This is a genomic window from Arthrobacter sp. IK3 (assembly GCF_051337705.1).
Classification (GTDB): domain Bacteria; phylum Actinomycetota; class Actinomycetes; order Actinomycetales; family Micrococcaceae; genus Arthrobacter_B; species Arthrobacter_B koreensis.
On record NZ_JBPPSW010000007.1, the window covers coordinates 238,249 to 256,869 of the forward strand.

The 18,621-nt window shown below is 66.6% G+C and carries 16 protein-coding genes; 7 read left to right on the forward strand and 9 right to left on the reverse strand.

Annotated elements, in window-relative coordinates; all coding sequences use genetic code 11:
• Window positions 1-54: 54 nt before the first annotated feature.
• The 3 genes from ACSLGO_RS11560 to rhaI are packed head-to-tail and all read right to left on the reverse strand — an operon-like array spanning window position 55 to window position 4,831.
• The gene (locus ACSLGO_RS11560; RefSeq protein ID WP_325786024.1) at window positions 55-1,518 is read right to left on the reverse strand and encodes a rhamnulokinase; all 1,464 of its coding nucleotides are present in this window, start codon (window positions 1,516-1,518) and stop codon (window positions 55-57) included.
• Between the two features lie 25 nt (window positions 1,519-1,543).
• Window positions 1,544-3,607 carry a bifunctional aldolase/short-chain dehydrogenase gene (locus ACSLGO_RS11565; RefSeq protein WP_436401154.1) on the reverse strand — a complete coding sequence of 688 codons (2,064 nt, stop codon included), beginning with the start codon at window positions 3,605-3,607 and terminating at the stop codon, window positions 1,544-1,546.
• A 57-nt stretch (window positions 3,608-3,664) separates the two neighbouring features.
• On the reverse strand, window positions 3,665-4,831 hold the full coding sequence (gene rhaI, locus ACSLGO_RS11570; protein WP_091601403.1) for an L-rhamnose isomerase: 1,167 nt from the start codon (window positions 4,829-4,831) through the stop codon (window positions 3,665-3,667).
• Window positions 4,832-5,138: 307 nt separating this feature from the next.
• On the opposite strand from rhaI, the gene ACSLGO_RS11575 reads away from it, so the two are divergent.
• The 3 genes from ACSLGO_RS11575 (at window position 5,139) to ACSLGO_RS11585 (ending at window position 7,912) form a co-directional block, all read left to right on the forward strand.
• Window positions 5,139-5,507, forward strand: a complete 369-nt coding sequence (locus tag ACSLGO_RS11575; RefSeq protein ID WP_091601405.1) for an L-rhamnose mutarotase — start codon at window positions 5,139-5,141, stop codon at window positions 5,505-5,507.
• 70 nt (window positions 5,508-5,577) lie between these two features.
• Window positions 5,578-6,873 (forward strand): MFS transporter, encoded by a 1,296-nt coding sequence (locus ACSLGO_RS11580; RefSeq protein WP_325786021.1) that lies wholly within the window; start codon window positions 5,578-5,580, stop codon window positions 6,871-6,873.
• A gap of 202 nt (window positions 6,874-7,075) precedes the next feature.
• On the forward strand, window positions 7,076-7,912 hold the full coding sequence (locus ACSLGO_RS11585; protein WP_377955190.1) for an SDR family oxidoreductase: 837 nt from the start codon (window positions 7,076-7,078) through the stop codon (window positions 7,910-7,912).
• Between the two features lie 15 nt (window positions 7,913-7,927).
• On the opposite strand, the gene ACSLGO_RS11590 is transcribed toward ACSLGO_RS11585, so the two are convergent.
• The 4 genes from ACSLGO_RS11590 to ACSLGO_RS11605 form a co-directional block, all read right to left on the reverse strand.
• Window positions 7,928-8,401: a GtrA family protein gene (locus ACSLGO_RS11590; RefSeq protein ID WP_325786018.1), complete on the reverse strand. Its 474-nt coding sequence runs from the start codon at window positions 8,399-8,401 to the stop codon at window positions 7,928-7,930.
• A 145-nt stretch (window positions 8,402-8,546) separates the two neighbouring features.
• Complete coding sequence (locus tag ACSLGO_RS11595; protein ID WP_436401155.1) at window positions 8,547-10,145, reverse strand: ATP-binding protein; 1,599 nt, start codon at window positions 10,143-10,145, stop codon at window positions 8,547-8,549.
• Window positions 10,142-10,960 carry an alpha/beta fold hydrolase gene (locus tag ACSLGO_RS11600; RefSeq protein WP_325786016.1) on the reverse strand — a complete coding sequence of 273 codons (819 nt, stop codon included), beginning with the start codon at window positions 10,958-10,960 and terminating at the stop codon, window positions 10,142-10,144. The genes ACSLGO_RS11595 and ACSLGO_RS11600 overlap by 4 nt, the downstream gene beginning before the upstream one ends.
• Window positions 10,961-11,098: 138 nt before the next feature.
• Window positions 11,099-11,635, reverse strand: a complete 537-nt coding sequence (locus tag ACSLGO_RS11605; protein WP_436401156.1) for a dihydrofolate reductase family protein — start codon at window positions 11,633-11,635, stop codon at window positions 11,099-11,101.
• 204 nt (window positions 11,636-11,839) lie between these two features.
• Between ACSLGO_RS11605 and ACSLGO_RS11610 the strand changes: the two genes are divergently transcribed.
• Genes ACSLGO_RS11610 through ACSLGO_RS11620 form a run of 3 tightly spaced genes read left to right on the forward strand, consistent with a single transcriptional unit; the run spans window position 11,840 to window position 13,616 of the window.
• On the forward strand, window positions 11,840-12,826 hold the full coding sequence (locus ACSLGO_RS11610; protein ID WP_325786014.1) for a pirin family protein: 987 nt from the start codon (window positions 11,840-11,842) through the stop codon (window positions 12,824-12,826).
• A gap of 17 nt (window positions 12,827-12,843) precedes the next feature.
• Window positions 12,844-13,164 carry a GNAT family N-acetyltransferase gene (locus ACSLGO_RS11615; RefSeq protein ID WP_436401157.1) on the forward strand — a complete coding sequence of 107 codons (321 nt, stop codon included), beginning with the start codon at window positions 12,844-12,846 and terminating at the stop codon, window positions 13,162-13,164.
• On the forward strand, window positions 13,161-13,616 hold the full coding sequence (locus ACSLGO_RS11620; RefSeq protein ID WP_436401158.1) for a carboxymuconolactone decarboxylase family protein: 456 nt from the start codon (window positions 13,161-13,163) through the stop codon (window positions 13,614-13,616). Before ACSLGO_RS11615 ends, ACSLGO_RS11620 begins: the two co-directional genes overlap by 4 nt.
• A 63-nt stretch (window positions 13,617-13,679) precedes the next feature.
• Here the strand turns inward: ACSLGO_RS11620 and ACSLGO_RS11625 are convergent, their stop codons facing one another.
• Window positions 13,680-15,137: a benzaldehyde dehydrogenase gene (locus ACSLGO_RS11625; protein ID WP_436401159.1), complete on the reverse strand. Its 1,458-nt coding sequence runs from the start codon at window positions 15,135-15,137 to the stop codon at window positions 13,680-13,682.
• 212 nt (window positions 15,138-15,349) lie between these two features.
• On the opposite strand from ACSLGO_RS11625, the gene ACSLGO_RS11630 reads away from it, so the two are divergent.
• Window positions 15,350-17,134, forward strand: coding sequence for a thiamine pyrophosphate-requiring protein (locus ACSLGO_RS11630; protein WP_325786011.1), 1,785 nt, complete (start codon window positions 15,350-15,352; stop codon window positions 17,132-17,134).
• Window positions 17,135-17,232: 98 nt separating this feature from the next.
• Here the strand turns inward: ACSLGO_RS11630 and ACSLGO_RS11635 are convergent, their stop codons facing one another.
• Complete coding sequence (locus ACSLGO_RS11635) at window positions 17,233-18,519, reverse strand: ammonium transporter (RefSeq protein WP_325786010.1); 1,287 nt, start codon at window positions 18,517-18,519, stop codon at window positions 17,233-17,235.
• Window positions 18,520-18,621 lie beyond the last annotated feature (102 nt).

Sequence of the window (18,621 nt, forward strand, 5' to 3'; positions counted from 1 at the left end):
AGGTTCTTATTGTAAGCAGCATGTCCTTTGGGCACCGGAGCGCCGGGATGGATGTTACAGGGCGGCCCGCACCCGCGGTTCGTAGCGGATCGGCTCGAAGGTGCGCGCCACCAGGCGGCGCAGTTCCTCCAGCCCGCCGGTAACCAGTCCGGCGGAGCGGGCCTGGACCAGCACGTTGCCAATGGCGGTGGCTTCCACCGGCCCGGCGAAGACCGTGCGGCCGGTGCGGTCCGCCGTGAGCTGGCACAGGAGGGTGTTCTGCGAGCCGCCGCCCACCACGTGGACGGTGCGGATGCTGCGTCCGGTGAGGCTTTCCATCTGTTCAATGACGTCCGCGTAGGCGGCTGCCAGTGATTCAAGGATTGAACGGACCATTTCGGCCCGCCCGCGCGGCGGCCGCAGGCCATGTTCCTCGCACCAGGCGGTGACCCTGGCGGGCATGTCCCCCGGGGCGGTGAATCGCTCGTCCTGAACGTCGAACACCGGCACCGGAGCGGTAACGGCCGCAGCCTGGCTGATCAGCTCGGCAAGGTTGCTGGTGCGCTGGGAATCGGTGGTGCCGGGTCCGTCCCAGGTGCGGATCGATTCGGAGAGCAGCCACAGCCCGGACACGTTCTTCAGGTACCGGATGCGCCCGTCCACGCCGCCCTCATTGGTGAAGTTTGCGGCGTGGCTCTCCGGGGTGAGGACCGGGCCGGGCAGCTCCAGGCCAACAAGTGACCAGGTGCCGGAGGAGATAAACGCAGCGTTCTCGTCGGTGAACGGCACTGCCACCACGGCGGACGCGGTGTCATGCGAACCAACGGCGGTGACCGGCACTCCGGCCGGGGCGCCCAGCTCTTCCGCCACACCGGAGAGGAGTCCGCCGATCCGCTCGCCGGGGGCAATGAGCGGAGCGAAGAGGCCTTCCGGGAGCCCAAGGCGGTCCATCAGGCCGGTGTCCCACTGCCGGGTCCGGGCATCCAGCAGTCCGGTGGTGGCCGCGTTGGTCTCCTCGGTGACCTGCCTGCCCGTGAGCCAGTAGGCAATGAGGTCAGGGACCATCAGGGCCCGGTCCGCCATGGCCAGGTCACCGCGTTCCCGGTCCACCGCCAGCTGGAACACCGTATTGAACGGCAGGTGCTGCAGTCCGCTGCGGGAATACAGCTCTTCCGGAGTCACTGCCGCATGCACGGACCGCACCCCGTCAGCGGTGCGTCCGTCCCGGTAGTGGTAGGGCAGGCCCAGCAGCTTGCCGCCGCGCAGCAGCCCGTAGTCCACGGCCCAGGAGTCGACGCCGATGGACCGGACGTCCGGTTCCTCCCGGAACGCCTGGGCCAGCCCGGCGGCCAGCGACCGGTAGAGCTCCGTGATGTTCCAGTGCAGGCCGGGCCCGTTCCCCTCGTGCAGCCGAACCGGCTGGTTGGCGAAACGGGCCACGTGCCGCATCCGGATCCGGCCGCCGGAGATGCCGCCAAGGATGACGCGGCCACTGGTGGCCCCGAGGTCGACGGCCGCTACGGATGCAGCTTGCTCCATGCTCAGTCCTTTCCTGCCGCGCCGCTTAGCGCAGGAACGCGGCGGCGACGCCGGCGTCCACCGGGATGTGCAGGCCGGTGGTGTGGGAGAGGTCAGAGCTGGTCAGGACCGCGGCGGCGTTGGCCACGTTCTCCGGCAGCACCTCGCGCTTGAGCAGGGTGCGCTGGGCGTAGAACTTGCCCAGCTCATCCTCGGGAACACCGTAGACCGCCGCCCGCTTGGCGCCCCAGCCGCCGGCGAAGATGCCGGAGCCTCGGACAACGCCGTCGGGGTTGATGCCGTTAACCTTGATGCCGTGCTCGCCCAGTTCCGCGGCCAGCAGGCGCACCTGGTGGGCCTGGTCTGCCTTGACGGCGGAGTAGGCGATGTTGTTCGGGCCGGCGAAGACGGAGTTCTTTGAGGAGATGTAGAGGATGTCCCCGCCCATCTCCTGGGCGATCATGGCCTTGGCTGCGGCCTTGGCGACCAGGAAGGAGCCCTTGGCCATCACATCGTGCTGCAGGTCCCAGTCCTTTTCAGTGGTTTCCAGCAGCGGCTTTGAGATGGACAGGCCGGCGTTGTTCACCACCAGATCGATTCCGCCGAAGGCCAGTACCGTGGCGTCGATGGCGGCAGCAACCTGTGCGGCATCGGTGACGTCGGCGCGGACACCAATGGCAACGTCGGAGCCGCCCAGCTCGGCGGCCACCTGCTCGGCGGCCTCCAGGTTCAGGTCGGCGATCACCACGCAGGCGCCTTCCGCGGCGAGGCGGGTGGCAATGGCTTTGCCTATGCCCGACGCCGCGCCGGTTACCAGCGCGATGCGGGTGGCGTGGCTGCGGGGCTTGGGCATGCGGGCCAGCTTGGCTTCCTCCAGCGCCCAGTATTCGATGCGGAACTTCTCCGACTCATCGATCGGAGCGTAGCTTGAGATGCCTTCGGCGCCCCGCATGACATTGATGGCGTTGAGATAGAACTCGCCGGCCACGCGGGCGGTCTGCTTGTCCTTGCCCCAGGAGAACATGCCGACGCCGGGAACCAGCACGATCGCCGGGTCGGCTCCGCGCATGGCGGGGGAATCGGCGTCGGCGTGCCGTTCGTAGTAGGCCTGGTAGTCGGCCCGGTATGCCTCGTGCAGCTCCTTCAGGCGGGTGACGCAGTCTTCAACGGGTGCGTCGGCCGGCAGGTCCAGGACCAGCGGCTTCACCTTGGTGCGCAGGAAATGGTCCGGGCAGGAAGTGCCCAGCGCTGCCAGCCGGGGGTGTTCGGCGGCGGCGAGGAAGTCCAGGACGCGTGGGTCGTCCATGTAGTGGCCCACCTGGGGGCGGTCGTGCGAGGCCAGGCCGCGAATCACCGGGGCCAGGGCGGCGGCTTTGGCATGGCGCTCGGCCTCCGGAAGCGCTTCGTAGCCGGCCAGGGCAGGGCCGAACGGTTCAGCCTTGGAGTGTTCGGCGATGTAGGCCTCGGCGGTGTCGATGATCCACCGGGAGTTCGCCTCCGCCTCCTCGCTGGTATCGCCCCAGGCCGTGATGCCGTGGCCGCCCAGGATGGTGCCGACGGCACCGGGGTTGGCTTCCTTGATCGCGGCGATGTCCAGGCCCAGCTGGAAACCGGGACGGCGCCAGGGCACCCAAACCACCTTGTCACCAAAGATCCTGGCGGTCAGTTCCTCGCCGTCCGCCGCTGTTGCGACGGCGATGCCGGAGTCCGGGTGCAGGTGGTCAACGTGGGCTGCATCGACCAGTCCGTGCATGGCGGTATCGATTGACGGCGCTGCACCGCCCTTGCCGTGCAGGCAGTAGTCGAACGCCGCAACCATCTCGTCCTCGTGCTCCACCCCGCGGTAGACGTTCTTCAGCGCCTGGACCCGGTCCAGGCGCAGCACGGCGAGCCCCTTCTCCGTGAGCGTTCCGAGGTCCCCGCCGGATCCCTTAACCCACAGCAGCTCGACGTCCTCACCGGTCACCGGGTCCGCCGCGGTGCCCTTGGCGGAGGTGTTGCCGCCGGCGTAGTTGGTGTTCTTCGGGTCCGAACCGAGCCGGTTGGAACGGGCGATGAGGTCCGCGGCGACGGTCCGTTCGGTCGTCGAATTGCTGGAGTGGGCGTTCATGCGAAGGTCTCCTCGTGGAGTGGATGGAAGTCGGTGGTGGGGGACGGCGCGGAAGGTTTAGGAGCCCCAGGAAGCCTGGGTACCGCCGACGCGCTCCTCTGCGATGCGCTGCTGGTACCCGGACGCTGCGTAGGCGGCCATTGGATTGGCTGGCAGGCCGCGGGATTCGCGCCAGGCCGCCAGCTGCGGGCGGACGTCGGTGTAGAACGCGTCCATCAGCACCTCATGGGCGCCGAGGACGTCCCCTGCAGCCTGCGCAGTAGCGAGTGCTTCGCCGTCGATCAGCAGGGCGCGGGCCGTCATTTCCTGAACATTGAGCACCGAGCGGATCTGCCCGGGGATCTTGTCCTCGATGTTGTGGCACTGGTCAAGCATGAAGGCCACACCGTTGTCCGGTTCGAGTCCGCCGCCGCGCACCACCTCGACCATGATGCGGAAAAGCTGGAACGGGTCTGCGGCGCCGACGATCAGGTCGTCGTCGGCGTAGTTGCGCGAGTTGAAGTCGAAGGACCCAAGCTTGCCCAGGCGCAGCAGCTGCATCACGATGAATTCGATGTTGGTTCCCGGCGCGTGGTGGCCGGTGTCCAGGCAGACCTTCGCCTTGTCGCCCAGCGCGGCAACCTGGGTGTAGGCGGTGCCCCAGTCCGGCACATCGGTGTGGTAGAAAGCCGGTTCGAAGAACTTGTACTCCAGCACCAGGCGCTGTTCCTCACCCAGGTTGGCGTAGATTTCCGCCAGCGACTCGGCCAGGCGGTCCTGGCGTCCGCGCATGTCCTGCTGGCCGGCGTAGTTGGTGCCGTCGGCCAGCCAGATCTTCAGGTCACTCGACCCGGTGGCGTCCATGATCTCCAGGCACTCGAGGTGATGGTCGATCGCTTTGCGGCGCACGCCGGGATCGGCGTGAGTCAGGGAGCCGAACTTGTACTCCTCGTCCTGGAAGGTATTGGAGTTGATGGTGCCCAGCGAGACGCCCTGGTCCGCAGCGTAGCGGGCGAGGGCGGCGTAATCGTCCACCTTGTCCCACGGGATGTGGAGGGCGACGGCGGGGGCCAGCCCGGTGAAGCGGTGGACCTGGGCGGCGTCGGCGATTTTCTCCTGCACCGTCCGCGGCGTTCCCGGCGTCGAGAAAACCTTGAAGCGGGTTCCGGAGTTGCCGAAGGCCCAGGACGGGAGTTCGATGGCCTGGGCGGCCAGCTGGGGGGCGATGTCGTCGAATTCAGGCATGTGCGTCACTTCTCTGTGGTGGCCGGCGGGCGGCACCGCGATTTTTCTGGGGCACCGCATTGAATCGTTTCATCAAAGTATGCCGTCCACGCCGGGAAGGTCAAACGCGCCCGCCGTGTACGTCGTAGAACGTTGCAGTAATGACTTCTTGAAACGTCTCAATTTTTGGGTACTATGAGTCCGGCAGTGCATGAGAGGTCCCTCACAGGAACCGCTCGACCGGCGCCTCCCCGCGGACGTGACCATCCCTGCTGCCGCCACAGGTGCGACGTCCGCCAGGACCCGCCACATTACAAAGGAGTGATGCATGGGCTCTTCCCCCGCCCCGGCCGATCTGCAGGAACTGGTTCAGCTTCCTGCGGAGATTACCGCCACCCGCGGATGCTTCCTGCTGCACATCCGTCCTGAGCGGCTCGCCGAGTACGTCGAGGTCCACCAGCGGGTCTGGCCGGAAATGCTGGATGCGCTGCGCGAGACCGGATGGCGGAACTATTCGCTGTTCCTTCGCCCGGAAGACGGCCTGGTTGTGGGCTACTTCGAGGCGGAGAACGCCGAAGCTACCCAGAAGCTCATGGATGCACATCCGGTCAACACCCGGTGGCAGGCCGAAATGGCCCAGTACTTCACGGAAGGCAGTTCGCCACAGGCGCTGACGCAGTACTTCCACCTCTCCTGATCCCGTTTTATCCGGGGCACGCCCGTGCCCGCTTCACAGCACCTTCTTCACTGTTGCAGAAAGGCTCGCCATGAGCACCACGAAGCTCGGCGGATGGAAAGCAACCATCGCCGTGTCCATGTCCAACTACATCGAGGCCGGTTCGATCATCGCACTGGCCACCAGCCTGTCCCTCTGGCAGGAGTATTTCGGGTTCAGCAACCTTCTGGTCGGCCTGGTGGCGGCGCTGAGCGCCAACGCGTTCGGTGCGGCCATCGGTGCCCTCATCGGCGGACCGCTGGGGGACCGGTACGGCCGGAAGTTCATCTACACCTATGACCTGATCCTCTACATGCTGGGCACCCTGCTGGTCATCTTCGCCGTGGCTCCGTGGATGCTCATCGCCGGTGTCATCCTGACCGGTATCGCCGTCGGCGCCGGTGTGCCCGTGGCCTGGACCTACATCGCCGAGGAAGCTCCGGCGGAACACCGCGCCAAGCACGTGGGCACGGCCCAGCTGGCCTGGTCCCTCGGCCCGGCCCTGGTATTCCTGTTCGCCACCATCGTGGTGCCGCTGGGCCTTACCGGCAGCCGCATCATCTTCGCCCACCTCTTCGTGGTCGCTTTCGTCACCTGGTGGATCCGCCGCGGCCTGTCCGAATCCATCACTTGGAAGAAGTCGGACGAAGAGCGCCGTACTGCCGAGGCCGGTGGAATCAAGCGCCGCAACTACCGTGAACTGCTCACCAACGCCACCAACCTCAAGGCCCTGCTGTTCCTGACCGGTGTCTACGCTCTCTGGAACCTGGTGGCTGGCCAGATGGGCATCTTCATGCCGCGCGTCTACGAGACCGCCGGCGTCGAATCGGCCACGGCGCAGAACCTGCTGCAGGTGCTCCTGTGGACCCTCACCGTGGCAGCCACCTACTTCGGCTTCATGAAGTACGGAGACCGGGTTGACCGCCGCAAGCTCTACGGCGTGGGTGCCGTGCTGGGCATCATCGCCTGGCTGCTGCTGGTCTTCGCGCACGTGACCATGCCCATCCTGATCCTGTTCGCCGCCCTCTGGGGTATCAGTGCAGGCATCGGCGCCCAGGCGTTCTACGCACTCTGGGCAGCCGAGATGTTCCCCACCCGCCTGCGTGCCAGCGCCCAGGGCGTGCTGTTCTTCGTGGCCCGGATCGTCGTCGGCGTGCTCAGCTACTGGTTCCCCACCCTGCTGGCCGAACAAGGCGTGCCATTCGTGGGCATGATCATGATCGGTGCCCTCGTGGCTGCCATGGTGATCGGTGTCCTGTGGGCGCCGAACACCCGCGGCCGGAGCCTGGAAGAGATCGAGGAAGAGCGTTACGGCAGCGCTCCCGGTGCCGCCAAGCAGTCCGTCTAGGCGCACCTCGAACCACGGGCCTCCGTCCCTAACCGGCCTCACGCCGGTCCGGGACGGAGGCCTTTGTGTTCCCGTCAGTGGTCCTGCAGGGGTGATTCCTTCCGTTAAATCCGTGACTTCCCGCGTCCCGGGTAGTTGGATGTGCCCTACGGGTGCTGCCAGGGGTACCGACGCCCCTGTGGCCGGATGACGAGGAGGTTCCATGGGACGGGTCAGCGGCAAGACGGTTTTAATCAGCGGAGGTGCACGGGGAATCGGGGCGGCTGTTGCGCGCCGGCTCTCCGACGAGGGCGCACAGGTAGTCATCGGGGACGTGCTCGACGCCGAGGGGCAGGCCCTGGCGGATTCGCTGGGCTCAGTTGCGGCCTTCGTGCACCTGGATGTCACCAGCCCCGAGGGATGGGCCGGCGCCGTTCGGGAGGCCGAAGGCCGGTTTGGCGGCGTGGACGTACTCGTCAACAACGCCGGCATTGCGAACTTCGGCAGCATCGAGGATTACACGCTGGAGCAGTGGAACTCCATCATCGGCATCAACCTCACCGGGGTTTTCCTGGGCATCAAGGCAGTGGTTGAAACCATGAAGCGCTCCGCTGGCGCCTCCATCATCAACCTGTCCTCCACTGCCGGACTGCAGGGCTACAAGGACCTGCCGGGATACACGGCTGCGAAATACGGAGTCCGGGGCCTGACCAAATCTGTTGCGATAGACCTTGGCCCGTACGGAATCCGGGTCAACTCGGTGCACCCCGGTGCGGTGCGGACGCCGATGACGGACGGACTGGAAGGAGGGCAGGAACATGTGGCGCTGCACCGCATGGGCGAGCCGGAAGAGATCGCCAACCTGGTGCTCTTCCTCGCCAGCGATGAATCGAGCTTCTCCACCGGTGCCGAATTCGTCGCCGACGGCGGAGAGACTGCCGGGCTGGCACGCTACGAGGTGGCGGAGCTGAGCTCGGAGCCTGGACAGGCGCCGTCGTCACCGGTGGGCGGATCCATTCCCGGCCAGCCGCCGGCACCACCGGAACCGCCGATCATGTAGGTCTTGCAAGGCGGATTAGCGGGACAGCCCGGCGTCTTCACGCTCCGGGCTGCCCGTGTTGCCCTTGGGCTCAGTGAAGACGACGTACCGGTAGGCGAAGTAGCGGAAGACGTTGCCCAGCAGCACGCCGATGATATTGCCGGAAACGTTGTCCGCGAACTGGCTCGTGAAACCAAGGAGGTAATGGGAGACAAACAGGCATCCCGTGGCGATGCCCAGCCCCACCAGGTTTGTCAGGGCGAACAGGATAGTCTCCGCCCGCACACTGCGTCCGCGGGTACGCCGGAAGGTCAGGTAGCGGCTGCCCAGCCAGGAGATGGTGGTCGCAACGATGACGGAAACAATTTTCGCCGAAATGGGATTGTCATCAAGGACGGTGGCGACGAGCAGGTTGAACAGGCCGATGTCGACCAGGAACGCGACGGTGCCCACGAAGGAGAAGGAGCCAAGTCGCCGGAGCACCCTCCGCGTCGTCGAAATGCCGTCCATGCTGCTACCAGTTCTTCTTCCGGTCCAGAACGGGCCGAGGCGTATTGTCCTGCAGCCCGGCCGCAAGCCATAGAACCGCGGAACAGGGCTCCGCCTCGATGTTTTCACATGCACCAAAGCCGAACAAAATCGCCGCGCCCCTGCGTTACTGGCCCTGCATGGGCAGCCGGACCGTGAAAGCGGTACCTTCCCCGGCCTCGCTCTGCAGGGTAATGGTTCCGCCATGGGCTTCGACGATGTTCTTGCTGATCACCAAGCCCAGTCCCACACCGGGAATGGCAGCCTTCCGGCTGGTCCCGGAGCGGAAGAACTTAGTGAACACCTCGGCCTGCTCGGCCTGTGTCATGCCAATGCCCGTGTCGGAGATCTCGAAAGTCAGGGTCTGCGGTGTGCTCCAGGCGCGCACGGTGACCTTGCCGCCGTCGGGGGAGTACTTGACTGCGTTCGACAACAGGTTGTCGATGACCTGGCTGATCCGCTGCGGATCCAGGAAGGCGGGAAGCTCGGCCGGGAAGTCGGGGACGAGCTGGACCTTGTTGATCTCGGCCCTGGGCGCGGCGGAGGTCAGGGCGTTGTTGAGCAGTTCGGACAGGTCCGCAGGCACCCGTTCAATGCTGCTCGGCCCCGCGGCAGCGGAGAGCAGGTCGGAGACCAGTTCCAGCAGCTTCTCGGAATTGCGCAGCGCAACGCGCAGCGACGCCGCGACGTACGCGGGAATCTGGTCCTCGTCCTCAAGGGCCAGGTCGAGGTACCCCATGATCGAGGTCAGCGGGGTCCGGAGCTCGTGGGACACGTTGGCCACGAAGTCTTCCTTGGCCGCCACCGCGTTCACGAGTCCCGTCACGTCGCTGAACGCGAGGACGGATCCCTGGAAGTCGCCCTGCCGCTGAACGGACCGCGCGGTCACGGAGAACGCCCGCTGCGCATCGCCGCAGCCGAACCACACCAGCTGGTCCGAGAAGGACTGGCCCAGGACGGTGCGGCGCACCGGTCGCATTTCCGGAGGCAGCGGCGTCGTCCGGTCCGGCCCGTAGATCAGCAGGTCGCATTCGTCAGCTTCCACGGCACCCGGCGGAAGGGCCCGGCGGTTGATGAAGCGCTGGCGTGAATTGGTGAGGATCGCGTTCCCCGCTTCGTCCACCACCGAAACCCCCACTTCCACCGTGTTCAGCACGGTCTGGAGCAGCGATTCCTTGCGGCGGCTTTCTGCGAGGCTTTCCTGCAGGACACGGTCCTTCTCCTGCAGCGCCCGCTGCTTTTCCAGCACCACTGCTTCGGCGCTGGCCCGTGCGGCTTCGGCCTGCTCGGCTGCGCGCAGGGCGGTCACCAGCTCTCGCTCGTAGAGGCGGCGCTCATGGGCGTTGAAGACCACGATGCGGTCCATGGCGGGGCGGGATCCCTCAGCGGGCTGCCGGTTGGCGGAGATCAGGGCGGGCAGCCTTGTGCCGTCCGCGCTGAGGAAATCTACCGCCAGTTCAGCGAAGGACCGGCCGACGCCGAGCTGCGGCAGGGCATGCGTGGAGTACACGATCCGGTCACCGACGGGCAGCAGGGACAGCAGGCTGGTACCGATCAGGTCTTCCCGGGGGCAGCCGATCCAGTTCGCGAACGTGGCGTTCGCTTCCGCGATGCTTCCGTCCTCCAGCGTGACCAGGTAGCCCGAAGGCGAAGTGTGGAAGAGCTCCTCGTAGTCCAGTGCGGCGCCGGACGGGGTCAACCCGGTTCCGGCGGCCGTGTCGCTCACGACTGGTCCCGCGAAAGGTAGGCGAGGATGGCTTCGGCCGTTTCTGCGGGCGCGCTGACATGCGGAAGGTGGCCCGTGGCCCGCAGCTGCACCAGGGTAGCATTGGGCAGCTTGTCGCGGGTATAGGCGCCGATGTGTACGGGTGCCAGCAAGTCGTCGGAGCACTGCAGGACCAGCGTAGGTACGGAGACGTCCTTGAGGCGTCCGCGTACATCGGACCGGAAGGAAACGTCGGCGAAGCCCCGCGCAATCGAGGGGTCCAGACGGCAGAAGCTTCCTTCGAGCTCGTTGTGGAGCTCCGGGCTCTCCGGGTTTCCCATGATCATGGGTGCCATGGCGGCTGCCCACACAAGGTAGTTGGCGTCCAGTGAGTCCAGCAGCTCATCAATGTCCTGGCTGGTGAAGCCTCCGGTATAACCATCTTCCGGACGGTCCATGTAGCTGGGGGAGGAGGCCAGGAGGACCAGGTTCGCGAACCTTTCCGGTGCCTGCGCCACGGCTTCGACGCCCATCATGGCGCTGACGCTGTGCCCAACGAAGGTCACGTCGCGGAGGTCGAGTGCCGAACAGATCTCCAGCACGTCATCCACGTACCCGTCGAGGGAGCCGTACTTGGAAGTGGAATAGGCGTCCTTGTCTGATGCGCCCGCTCCCACGTGGTCGAAGATCACCACGCGGTAGTTCTCCGTGAAATAGGGAAGCACCCGGCGCCACATCCCCTGGTCGCACCCGAATCCGTGCCCAAACATGACCACAGGGCCGGCGCTGTTACCCAAAATCTGGACATTGTTGCGGGCGGAAACGTCAGTCGTCATGGGACGGCGGCCTTTGGTCGTGGGGCGTGGGGTGGTGGTGCTGGAGTGAACTTTACCGCCCTCGCCGCCCCGCGCGGTGAATCCAGTTTTCATGACAGGTGTTTCCCCATCCCGGGCGCTCTGGCCCAGGCCGGAGGGTCACTCGCGGGCGAAGCGCAGTTCCGCGGCCCCGCCGTTGAAGGACGTGGTGCCGATCAGGTGCATCCGGCCGGTCGGTGCCGTGACCGGGAGCAGCCGCCGTCCCGAGCCCAGGGCGACGGGCATATAGGTGACCCAGAGTTCGTCGAGCAGCCCGGCGTCCGCGAACTGTGCGGCCACGTCTCCGCCGCCCACCACCCAGACGTTCCTGTCCCCGGCCAGGGTGCGGGCCTGTTCCAGTATCTGGCCGGGATTCCCCGCTGCGAACCGGACTCCCGTGCCGGGCGGGGCCTGCAGATCACGGCGGGTCAGCACCAGGCAGGGCAGTTCGCCGTAATCCCAGGTGTCCGGCTGTTCGCGGCGGATCCATTCGTAGGTCTGCGAACCCATGATGAGGGCGCCCACCCCCGAGACGAACTGCTCGTAGTGGTCCTGGAAAGCGGCGAAGCCAAAATCCAGCAGCCAGTCAAGGCTGTTGCCTTCGGTGGCGATGAAGCCATCCAGTGACGAAGCGACGTAATAGATGACTTTTGGCATGATCTGAGCCTAGCGGCCGGGGTTGCCCGAAGGTTAGGGCCTGCGCCGTCCCCTCCATCGAGATGGCAGAAACTGCTCATATGGAGCCCCATACGAGCAGTTTCTGCCATCTCGATGGAAGGAAGGGGGCCGAACCGGGCAATTAGATGCATATGCATGTAGTATGGCGGGAACAGCCGTTCTGCGAAGTGGATAAGGAGAGGCATGAGCAACATCGAGACTGCCCCGGTGGAAGTCGAATGCGCCAGTGCCCCCGCTGCCGCCGTCGAAATTCATACACCCAGGGATGTGCCGCTCGGCGGGCCCCGGGCAATGCCGGTCCGCCGCACGCTGCCCCAGCGCAGCCGCAGCCTCATTGGCGCCTGGTGCTTCGTGGACCATTACGGGCCCGACGCCGTCGCCCGCACCGGCGGAATGGTGGTGCCGCCCCACCCGCATACCGGGCTGCAGACCGTGAGCTGGCTCTTTGCCGGCGAAATCGAACACCGTGACAGCACCGGCGCCCACGCCATGGTCCGTCCCGGCGAGCTCAACCTGATGACCGCAGGCCGGGGCATCGCCCACTCCGAGGTCTCCACGCCGCAGACCAGCACCCTGCACGGCGTCCAGCTCTGGCTGGCGCTTCCGGAGGCGTCCCGGCACATCGATCCGCGCTTTGAGCACTACGCCCCCGAACCCGTCGCCGGGCCCGGGTGGGAGGCCCGGGTATTCCTGGGCGAACTCGCGGGATCGTCCTCCCCGGTCCGTACCCATTCGCCGATCGTCGGCGCGGAGATCCTCCTGGAGCCGGGTACCGTCCTGGATCTCGACGCCGATCCCCGGTTTGAGTACGGGCTGCTCGCGGACACCGGCAACCTGCTCTTCCAGGGTGCCGCCGTCGCGCCCGGGGAACTCGCCTATGTGCCGCCCGGGAGCGCCGGCCTGCGGATCGCTGCGCCGGCGGATTCGTCCGTCCGCACAGTGCTGCTCGGCGGCGAGCCGCTGGGCGAAACTATTGTCATGTGGTGGAACTTCATTGGCCGCAGCCACGAGGAGATTGTCCAGTACCGCCGTGACTGGCAGCAGCATCTCGGTGCCGAAACCCATCCCGGAGCGGACGCGGCCAGCCGGTTCAGCGCTGTTCCGGATGATCCGCTGCCGCCGCTGCCTGCACCTGTCCTGCCCAACGCCCGGCTGCGCCCGCGCCGCTGACAAGAAAGGCGACCGAAATGAAGATCCAGTACAACTCCGCAAAGCAGTGCTACGAAGCGATTGACGACGCCGATGGCACGGTTGCCGGGTTCGCCGCCTACCGCGACCGTCCGGGAAGCAGGGCGTTCACGCACACCGAAGTTTCCGAGGCCTATGCGGGCCAGGGCGTGGCCTCCCAGCTGGCGCGTTTCGCCGTCGAAGACGTGCGCGACGCCGGACTCCGGCTGGTCCCGTACTGCCCCTTCATTGCCCGCTGGCTCACGAAGCATCCTGAATACAACGGATTCGTCGACTGGCCCAAGACCACCGAAAACAGGAACGAGGAGTCAGCACGTTGAGTGAGAAGGTCTTTATCGACAAGCAGCACCGTCCGGTCTACCAGGCGATGGCGGCTACCGCAGCGTCCATCCGGAGTGCCGCCGAAGAAGCCGGACTGGGACGCGTTGTCATGGAACTGGTGAACGTGCGCGTTTCCCAGCTCAACGGCTGCGCCTTCTGCCTGGATCTGCATACCCGCCAGTCACTCGAAGCCGGTGAGAGCGAGCAGCGGCTCGCTGTCCTGCCCGCATGGCGGGATACCGCCCTGTTCGATGAGACCGAACGGGCAGCCCTGGGGCTCGCCGAAGCCGTGACGCAGCTGCCCGGCGGCGAGGACCGGGAGGGCATTTACGCCAAGTACCGGGCCCAGCTCAGCCCGGAGCAGTTCTCGGTGCTCAGCTGGGCTGCCATTGCGATCAACGCCTTCAACCGGGTATCCATCATCAGCGGCCATCCGGTCCGGAAGCGCTAGGGCGCTTGGACGCCCGGGGCCGCGGCAGGACGACCTGCCGCGGCCCCGGGCCTCCCACCATTCCTAGAACGGATAGGGAGCAATTTCCGGCCGCATGGTCAGCCACTGGATTTCGGTAAACGCGTCGATGTTGGCGGCCGCGCCGCCGAACCGTGAACCGGTCCCGGAGGCGCCCATTCCTCCGAAGGGGGAATTCGCCTCATCGGACACCGTCTGTTCGTTAATGTGCACCTTGCCCGAAACCACGCGGTCGGCAATCTCCATGGCCAGCCCAACGTCGCCCAGGATTCCCACGGACAGCGCGTACTCCGAGGCGTTGGTCAGTTCGATCGCTTCCTCTATCGAGGAGAAGGCAAGGACGGGGGCTACGGGCCCGAAGATCTCCTGCGTCCAGGCGGGGTTGTCCGGCGTCAACCCGGTCAGCACGGTGGGGGAGTAGAACAGCCCCTCGTAGGTGCCGCCGGCCGCAATCTGCGCGCCGGAGTCCTTCGCGTCGCGCACCAGCCGGTCAATGTTGTCCCGCTGCCGCTCGTCGATGATCGGGCCCAGCGCCACCTGCCCGCTTGCAGGGTCGCCAACCGGCAGGTTCTTCGCCTTGTCCGCCAGGCGTGCCGTGTACTCCTCCACCAGTGATTCGTGGACCAGATGCCGGCCGGTAGTCATGCAGATTTGCCCCTGGTGCAGGAAGGAGCCAAACGCGCCCGCCGACGCGGCGAGGTCAAGGTCCGCACCCGGAAGCACGATGAGGGCGTTGTTGCCGCCGAGCTCCAGGTGGGCACGCTTGAGCAGGCGGCCCGCCGCCTCACCCACCTTCCGGCCTGCCGCCGTCGAGCCGGTGAAGGAAATCACGCGTACTTCCGGTGCTTCCACCAGTGCCTGGCCCACGTCCGCGCCGCCCGGCAGCAGCTGCAGGAGGCCGGCGGGCAGCCCGGCTTCCTCGAAGACCCGCATGATGACGACGCCGCCGGAGACGGTAGTGCGGGGGTCCGGCTTGAGCAGGACGGCGTTGCCAAGTGCCAGGGCCGGGGCTACGGAGCGGATGGAAAGGATCAGCGGAAAGTTGAACGGGGAGATGACCGAAACGACGCCGGCTGGCCGCCGCCGGGCGAAGGACCAGCGGTCCTCATTGCTGGTGAGCACGTCTCCTGCGGGATGGGCCGGCAGCGCTGCGGCATCGAAGCACTCATTGGCCGCTACGTGCGTTTCAAGCCCGGCCTTGGCGTCGATCCCACCGGTTTCACGCATGATCCAGCCCTGAATCTCCTGCGCATGGTCTTCGAAGAACTGACCGGCCCGGCGCAGCACGGCGGCCCGGGCTTCCGGTTTGGTCCGTGCCCATTCCTGCTGGGCGGCCGCGGCCCTGGCGGCGGCGGCAAGGACGTCTTCACGGTTCGCCTGCCCTACGGAGCCAAGGACCGAGCCGGTGGCGGGTTCGAGCACATCCATGGTGCCGCCGGAGCCCGTGGTCCAGGAACCGGTGTGGATTTTGCCGTGCCAATCGGAGGTAGTGAGGAGGGACATTGCTGCTCCTTGTCATGGATATGGCCAGATGCCGGGGAACGTGTTGCGGGTGGCCCCTAGGGTACGCCAGAAGTGATGTCCGTCACGTCACATGACGCTAATTGTGCAGCCGGACTGTGGCCCGCCCGGGCACCGCACTGCTTGGCCCGCATGTGCGTGCCGTGGAATAGTGGCAGGCGAACCCGTAAGCATGCTGACTAATGGAGGTTTCCATGGCAGAACGGCTCGTTGCAGATGTGATCGTCGAAAGGCTGCAGGCCTGGGGCGTCGACCGGATTTTTGGCTACAGCGGGGACGGGATCAACACCGTGCTTGGTGCCCTGCGGCGCTCCGGATCCCCGGAGTTCGTGCAGGCCCGGCATGAGGAAAACGCAGCGTTCATGGCGGTGGGGCACGCAAAGTACACCGGCCGGCCAGGGGTGGTGCTTTCCACTCAGGGCCCCGGGGCCGTCCACCTGCTCAACGGCCTGTATGACGCCAAAATGGACAGCGTGCCCGTGGTAGCAATCATCGGGCAGCAGTCCCGCAGCGTCCTGGGCTCGGCCTACATGCAGGAAATCGACCTGCTTAACCTCACCCGCGACGTCGCGTCGTCCTTCCGCCAGCAGGTCAACAGCCCCGAACAGCTTCCGCTGGTACTTGACCGCGCGTTCAAGGCCGCGCTCGCGGACCGGGCTCCCGCCGTCGTCATCATTCCGCACGACGTTCAGCAGGCGCCCGCCCCGGAACTGGAACAGGAACACGGAATCGTGACCAGTGCGCCGGTATGGAGCCCGCCGAACCTGGTGCCGGCGGACGCAGACCTGGAGGCAGCCGCGGCGGTCATCAACGACGGCGAGCGGGTTGCCTTTCTCGTCGGGCAAGGTGCCCGCGGAGCCTGGCCGCAGGTGCGGGCGCTGGCTGAAAAGACCGGTGCCGGAATCACGACCTCACTGATGGGCAAACCGTACGTGGACGAATCCCATCCGCTGGCTGCCGGAGTGATGGGACATCTGGGCACCAGCGCCAGCGGATATGTGCTGGGGCGGTGCGACACCCTGGTCATCATCGGCTCCAACGATCCGTGGACCGAGTTCTATCCGCCGCCCGGCGCAGCGCGGGCGGTGCAGATCGACGTCGATGCCGCCGCAATCGGCAACCGGTACCCGGTAGAGGTGGCAGTGACCGGCGACGCCGCAGCCGCCTTGGAGGGGCTGCTTCCACTGGTCAGCGAGCGCAGCGGTTGGCGCAGCTCCGTGGAGACAGCAGTGCAGGACTGGAATCAGCTGGCCGCCGAACGTGCAGCGACCCCGGCGAATCCGGTGAACCCGGAACTGGCGGTGCGGGAGCTGGGCAGCCGGCTGCCGGAGAACGCGCAGGTGGCGGTCGACGTCGGAAGCAGCGTGTACTGGTACGCGCGGCAGCTGCGCCTGCCCGCCGGCGTCCCCGCGCATCTGTCCAGCACGCTGGCGAGCATGGGCTGCTCCATTCCTTACGGACTGGCAGCAAAACTGGCTGCCCCGGACAGGCCGGTGGTCGCCCTGTCCGGTGACGGAGCCATGCAGATGGCCGGGCTGTCCGAGCTCATCACCGTCAGCAGGCTCTGGCCCCGCTGGGCCGATCCCCGCTTTGTGCTGATGGTGCTGAACAACCGGGAACTGGCCGAAGTGACGTGGGAACAGCGGGAAATGGAAGGGGACCCGCGGTTTGACCAGAGCCAGGCGCTGCCGGACTTCTCCTACGCGGCGTACGCCGAACTGCTGGGACTGCAGGGCATCCGGGTGGAGGATCCCGCGCAGATCGGCGCGGCGTGGGACGCGGCCCTGGACGCGGACCGCCCGGTACTGATCGAAGTGCTCTCCGATCCGGATATTCCGCTGCTGCCGCCGTTCCCGGCAGGGCGCACCAAGGGGCAGGACATGCTGGATGCGCTGGAGAAGGAAGGGCCGGATATTGCGCATGCCCGTGAGCTGGTAGAGACCTACCTGCGCCAGGAGGAAGGCCTCTCGTCGACCTAGCCCGCCCCTTTAAAACGAGATCACAGAAACTGCCCGTTAGAGCGTTCTAACGGGCAGTTTCTGTGATCTCGATGGGCGAGGAGGGGAAGTAGAGGAGGTCAGGGCCGCACGGGAGAGCCGAGCTCGGCAGGTTCCTCTTCGTTCAGGTACGCCGACTCCGAGTGGGCGGCCATGTCGATGCCGCGGACCTCGTGCTCTTCCGGGACCCGCAGTCCCATTGCCAGGTCCAGTACCTTCGCAATGGCCCAGGTGAGCACAAAGGAGTACACCAGCACGGCAACCGTGGCCACCGCCTGGATCCCTAGCAGGGACCAGCCGCCGCCGTAGAACAGGCCGCTGATGCCGTTCGGTGCGGCAGCGGTGGCGAAGAACCCGATCAGCAGGGTGCCGATCACGCCGCCCACGAGGTGCACGCCCACGACGTCGAGCGAATCGTCGTAACCGAGCCGGAACTTCAGCTCGATCGCCAGGGAGCAGACCAGCCCGGCGATCGCGCCGATGGCCACGGCACCCAGCGGGCTGACCGCGCCGCAGGCCGGAGTGATGGCTACCAGTCCGGAGATCAGCCCGGAGGCTGCCCCCAGGGTCGAGGAGCGTCCCAGCCGCAGCCGTTCCATCAGCGCCCAGCCGAGCAGCCCTGCCGCGGCGGCAACCGCGGTGTTCAGGAAAACGACGGCGGCAGTATGGCCGGCGCTCAGCGCGGACCCGGCGTTGAAGCCGTACCATCCGACCCAGAGCAGGCTCGCGCCGAGGATCACCAGCGGCCGGTTGTGCGGCTGGGTGATGACGTGCGGCCAGCCGCGGCTGCGGCCCAGGACCAGGGCGAGCGCCAGGGCCGCGACGCCGGCGTTCATGTGGACCGCGGTTCCGCCGGCAAAGTCGATGGCGCCCAGGCTGTTGGCGATCCAGCCGCCGGTGACGGTGCCGTCCTCACTGCTGAAGGCAAAGACCCAGTGCGCCACGGGGAAGTAGACCAGAGCGGCCCACAGCCCCGCGAAGACCATCCAGGCGCCGAACTTCATCCGCCCCGCGGCCGCGCCGGCCACCAGCGCCGTGGTGACGCAGGCAAACATCAGCTGGAAGGCCGCGAAAAGCGCAGCCGGCAGGGCCGCGGCCGGATCTTCGGTGAGCAGGCTGTCCAGGCCGAAGAACTCCAGCGGGTTGCCGAGGACACCCAGGGGAGTGAGCGAGTTGCCGAAGGCTGCCGAGTAGCCGAACAGCACCCACAGCACGGCAACGAGGCTGGCGCTGCCGAAGCACATCATCATCATGTTGAGGATTCGGCGGGACCCAACCATGCCGCCGTAGAAGAACGCAATGCCGGGGATCATCAGGCAGACCAGTGCGGCGCTGGCGAGCAGCCAGGCGGTATTTCCAGAGTCCATGGAGCGGCTCCAATCCGGGTGCGTACCGGCCGTGGGGCCGGTGCGGGATCTGTACGTTAAGGAGGCCGAGACTGGTGGGGGGGGGGGGGGGCCCCCCCCCCC